The 4,567-nt window shown below is 64.4% G+C and carries 5 protein-coding genes; 3 read left to right on the top strand and 2 right to left on the bottom strand.

Features of this window, described 5'->3' with window-relative positions:
- The 3 genes from HUU96_RS11680 to HUU96_RS11670 form a co-directional block, all read left to right on the top strand.
- The coding region (locus tag HUU96_RS11680; RefSeq protein ID WP_174292962.1) for an alpha/beta hydrolase fold domain-containing protein at positions 1 to 306 on the top strand (306 nt) is incomplete at its 5' end.
- Positions 307 to 509: 203 nt separating this feature from the next.
- Positions 510 to 926, top strand: coding sequence for a globin family protein (locus tag HUU96_RS11675; RefSeq protein ID WP_174292961.1), 417 nt, complete (start codon positions 510 to 512; stop codon positions 924 to 926).
- A gap of 3 nt (positions 927 to 929) precedes the next feature.
- Positions 930 to 1,676 (top strand): methyl-accepting chemotaxis protein, encoded by a 747-nt coding sequence (locus tag HUU96_RS11670; RefSeq protein WP_174292960.1) that lies wholly within the window; start codon positions 930 to 932, stop codon positions 1,674 to 1,676.
- 150 nt (positions 1,677 to 1,826) lie between these two features.
- Here HUU96_RS11670 and HUU96_RS11665 read toward each other — a convergent pair whose 3' ends face one another.
- Positions 1,827 to 2,924: an extracellular catalytic domain type 1 short-chain-length polyhydroxyalkanoate depolymerase gene (locus tag HUU96_RS11665; protein WP_254605201.1), complete on the bottom strand. Its 1,098-nt coding sequence runs from the start codon at positions 2,922 to 2,924 to the stop codon at positions 1,827 to 1,829.
- A gap of 51 nt (positions 2,925 to 2,975) precedes the next feature.
- Positions 2,976 to 3,842, bottom strand: coding sequence for a D-alanyl-D-alanine carboxypeptidase family protein (locus HUU96_RS11660; protein ID WP_174292958.1), 867 nt, complete (start codon positions 3,840 to 3,842; stop codon positions 2,976 to 2,978).
- Positions 3,843 to 4,567: the final 725 nt, after the last annotated feature.

Below are 4,567 nucleotides of genomic sequence, written 5' to 3'. Positions count from 1 at the left end.
GCCAGCTTGGGCTGGAGCGCGAACGCCTATGCGGATGCCGCGGATCAGAAGAACCCCTATGCCTCGCCCGTCTACGGTGATTACACAAAGGCGTTCCCACCGACGCTGATACAGGGAGGTACGCACGAGCTGCTCCTCAGCGATTTCGTGCGGGAGTACCAGGCGATCCGCGGCGGCGGCCATGAGGCGGTGCTCGACCTATACGAAGGCATGCCGCACGTCTTCCAGGCCTCCGTCCCCAACACGCCCGAGACCCGCACCGCCCTCGCCAGAGCCGCTGCGTTCTTCAGTCTGCATTTGCGGTAATCATTGCTTTCCAGCAGCCCGCGTTCCGGCGGGAATGACCCACATCCGGTCATTCACAAAAGGGCCCGCTGCCCTACTCCGGCCGCTCACTTAGCTTCAAGTGCAGCGTCGTACGACAAGGCTTGTTGCCTTCTTCCCTCGCCAGATTCAATCCAAGGCCGGCTGTTAAACAATTCGTCGCTCTTCAAGCTTAAGGCTGTTGAGTGCTCAGCAACCATCAGATCGATCTCGTCCAGGACAGCTTCGCCGCCGTCGTGCCGATCACCGACCACGCGGCTGCCGAGTTCTACCGACGCCTCTTCGAACTGGCACCCGACACAAAGCCGCTGTTCCGGCACGGTATGGCGGAGCAGGGACGCAAGCTCTTCCTGACGCTCGCCACCGTGGTGGATGCGCTGGATCGACTCGACACGATCGTTCCGGTCGCTCGCGAACTTGCGATCCGCCACCTCGCCTATGGGGCGCAGGACCGTCACTATGCCGCTGTCGGCTCGGCGCTGATCGAGACGCTGCGGGCGGGGCTTGGGCCCGCGTTCGACAGCGCTACCGAGACGGCCTGGACCGCAGCCTATACGATCCTTGCCGACACCATGTTGGCGGCCGTCCGCGAAGCGATCTGACTTGTGGAACCCGCGCCGCCGATGGCTGAGACAAACCTTCAGGCACAGCTTGGCGGGATCGCTGCCCGGTTGATCGACATTGCCGGCTGTGTGGCAGCGGAGGCGGAGACCGCGACGGCGATGGTCCGTGGGATGAGCGATCATGCCCAGCGACTGGCGGCGCTGGCGACAGCGCTCGAAGACGCCTCCAGCGCGATGGAGGCCGGCGTCAGGCAACAGTCCGACACGCTAGCGGACGCACGTGCCGCATTGAGCGTGAACAAACCGATCATCGACGCGCTGGCGCGATCCGTCGAGGGTGTTGCCGCGATCAGCGCCACGGTCGCGCAGATCGCGCGGGAGAGCCGGGTGTTGAGCCTGAACGCCCGCATCGAGGCGGCAAGGGCAGGGCTCGAAGGAGAAGCGTTTGGCGTCGTGGCGAGCGAGATGTCGACGCTGACCGGCCGTACCAAGCGCGCCACCGATGAGATCAACGAGCAGGCCTGCGTCATCGCGCGCGACGTGGGAGCCGCAAACGCCGTCGTCGCGGCGCACACGAGCTTGGTGGTGCGACAGGACGATCTGCTCGTCGCATCGTTGGCGGGAGCCAGGCACCAGCGCGACACCGCAACGGAACTGGTGTCGATCACGGCTCAGACGTCGAGCACCATTGACGCGGCCGCCACGGCGATCGGGCGCGTCGGCGCGAACGCGGTCGCCGTGAAACTGCTTGCCCGACAAATCTCAAAGCTAGCGGACACAGACAGCTAAACTACCGAAGATGGTACCTGAATTTGGAGGACCGGCAGCTTCCAAGGTAGGTAGATCCAGGCCCGGAAAGTCCGGCGGATCTTGCGACCGTCCGCAAGCGGACGTTCGTACAGCTCTGCCTCTCTCAATATTCGCGAGTGATGCGGGGCCTCACGACCTCATCAGGCCAGCCGCGCGCAACGCGTCATTGATCACTCGACCGGGGTCGACTGGAGCAAGCGTCATCGCTTCCCGCCCCGCGGCTGTGGTCCTTGGCCCGTCAGCGGGCGAGACCTTCCGCGTCGGCGCGCTGGCCGGCACGATGCTCCACGATGCCGCGATCCGATAAGTGGACGAGATGCCTGCGTTCAGCATGTGCGCTCCGGGAACACCGCATGCTTCGTCGCCCGAGATAGCAATCGGCGTGCCGTGGCCCAGCCCGGCAATCGCATATTCCTCGATCACCACGCGGCCAGCCACGTCGTGCCACATCCGGTGGACGTGGCCGTCGATCCGGCCCGTCGCATCCGGTGCCCCTACGCCGTGAACGCCGCGCCACTGGTCTACGATCATCGCGGCATTGGTTGCGCTCACCGTCAGGTCCGCTGTCCCGTGCCAGACCGACACGGCCGGCCACGGCCCCCGGTGCGCCGAGGCATCGCGCACGTGGGCGCTCAGCATCGCACGATCGTGCCCGTTGCCCCGCATCCGCTCCAATGCCTCGGGCACCCCGGTCGCTGTCCCGTATGGCAGCCCAGCGATGATCGCGCCGCCGGCGAACAGCTCCGGATAGGTCGCGAGCATCGTAGACGTCATCGCTCCGCCTGCGGATAGGCCGGTGACGAACACGCGCGAGCGGTCGAGCGCATGCCGCTCGATGGCGGCGGTCAGCATCTCGCGGACCGACTCCGCCTCGCCTCCGCCGCGCCGCGTGTCCTCGGGCGAGAACCAGTTGAAGCAAAGGTTCGGATTGTTGGCCCGTTGCTGCTCCGGGTAGAGAACAGCAAAGCCGAACCGGTCGGCGAGTGTCGACCATCCCGACCCGTGATCATAGGCGACGGCCGTCTGCGTGCATCCGTGCAGGACGACAACGAGCGGCGCACCCGGTCGCAGGTCAACCGGGACATGCAGAAGCGCGCGCAGATTGCCTGGATTGTGGCCAAACGCCGCGAGCGGAACGAGCCCGCTCGTCTTGCCCGTGCCGCCAATTGAGCGAGGACCGACCTTCAAACGGTCGACGCTGACGATGGTGTCCGAAATCGATGCCACGTCGACACTCCTCATTGGCAATCGAGGCTCAGGATACGCATGATCGAACCACTATCGTTGGTCTGGCGGTTTTCGATGCCGTTGCGGTCGCCGGCCGGCAGGTGAGGAGAACCCGGCCTCGATCAAGTTCGACACCAGCAGATCGCGCGCTGCGGCGCTCCTGGCACCCATGACCACGACGATGATCCGCCGCCTTTCCCGCTTGGCCGAGGCAGCAAGGTTGAATCCAGCCTGCACCGTGTACCCGGTCTTGAGCCCGTCCAGGCCTTCGATCTTGCCCAGCAGCTGGTTGTGGTTGCGCCTGACCCGCCCCTTCCAGTGGATCGTACGCGTGGAGAACAGGTCGTAGCGGCGGGGATAACGCCTGATAATGTAGCGGGAGAGAGTAGCGAGATCGCGCGCGGTTGTTGTCCCGGCGCTTGGCGCCAGCCCCGTTGCGTTGCCGAATGCGGTGTGTGCCATCCCGACCTGATCTGCCCGCCGATTCATCATCGCGACGAACCGATCCTCTTTGCCGCCGAGGCGGTCAGCAAGCGCGACAGCGATGTCGTTCGCCGAGATGACTGCCGTTGCGCGCAGAGCGTCGGACACACCGATCGTGCGGCCGCGCGCTAGACCGAGCCGGGAAGGGGCTTGGCGCGCGCCTTCTGCGGTCATCACTAGCCGATCGCTGACTCCAAGCCTGCCATTGTCGAGAGCGTCAAACGTCAGCAGCAGCGTCATCAGCTTCGCTAGCGAGGCGGGCGACCTCACGCGGTCGGCGTTCGTTGCAAACAGCGTGCGACCGCTGCCAGCGTCGAGGACGATCTCGGACACAGGGGCCTTGCGGGCGGCGGCGGCAGGATCAGCCGTCAGGCCGGCCGTATGCAGAAGCGTTGCCGCTGCGATGCGCGTCGATAATCGGAAGCAGGCTCTCATTACGGCTGAACGGTAGAACCGCCAACCTGAACCGGTGCAAACACCGTCGCTTGCACAGTGCTACGTCATCGGTCCGCTTCCGCGCGGCAAGGCGGCTCTCACCGGAGCGTTTGTCGGCTTCCGTAATCGGACCGCGAGGACCGAAATCACCGACACTGGGCGGTATTGAAACGACAGCTCTTGGCTTTTTCATGACTAAAAATCGGCCGGTCCGCCCAATGGCGGACATGGGAGCCATCGGAGACGGTCATAGATCAGGTCGCCGTCTTATTGTTCCGAAATGAAACACCAATCGGTAAAGACGTTTTTGTAAAAATTCAACGCTCCCAGCGCCTTGCGTTCGTCGGCGCCTGGCTTCTTCATTGCCGCCCCTCTAGCAAGTCTTCGCGCTCGGTCCAGCTACACGTTCCCGCGATGATCTGCTGCTGCGACGCCGCTAACAACACGGCTAGCGGACAGAGGTACGATCCCGAAGCAGAGGCTGAGCAGATAGCGGCTTATGGGCGGGTCTTTACTCCTTGGAGCGTGAGGCACCTTTAGGGCCTTCCCATGTCCGAGCTGATAGTTCGAAATGAACGCCGGTCGAAGTTCGTAAGTTTGGGCACGGCGGATCGGTCTGACGACCCGCTAGGGAGCGTTCGCCACAGTGACCCAGAGCACGAAGCCGCTGCGCGGCATTGGTGTTGGCGGTGATGTAGCGCGCATGCGCTGAGGTTTGGTCCCGC

The organism is Sphingomonas bacterium, from assembly GCF_903644135.1.
Classification (GTDB): Bacteria; Pseudomonadota; Alphaproteobacteria; order Sphingomonadales; family Sphingomonadaceae; genus Sphingomonas.
Note: the sequence above shows the minus strand (reverse complement) of the source record. Positions and strands in the feature narration are given on the sequence as shown.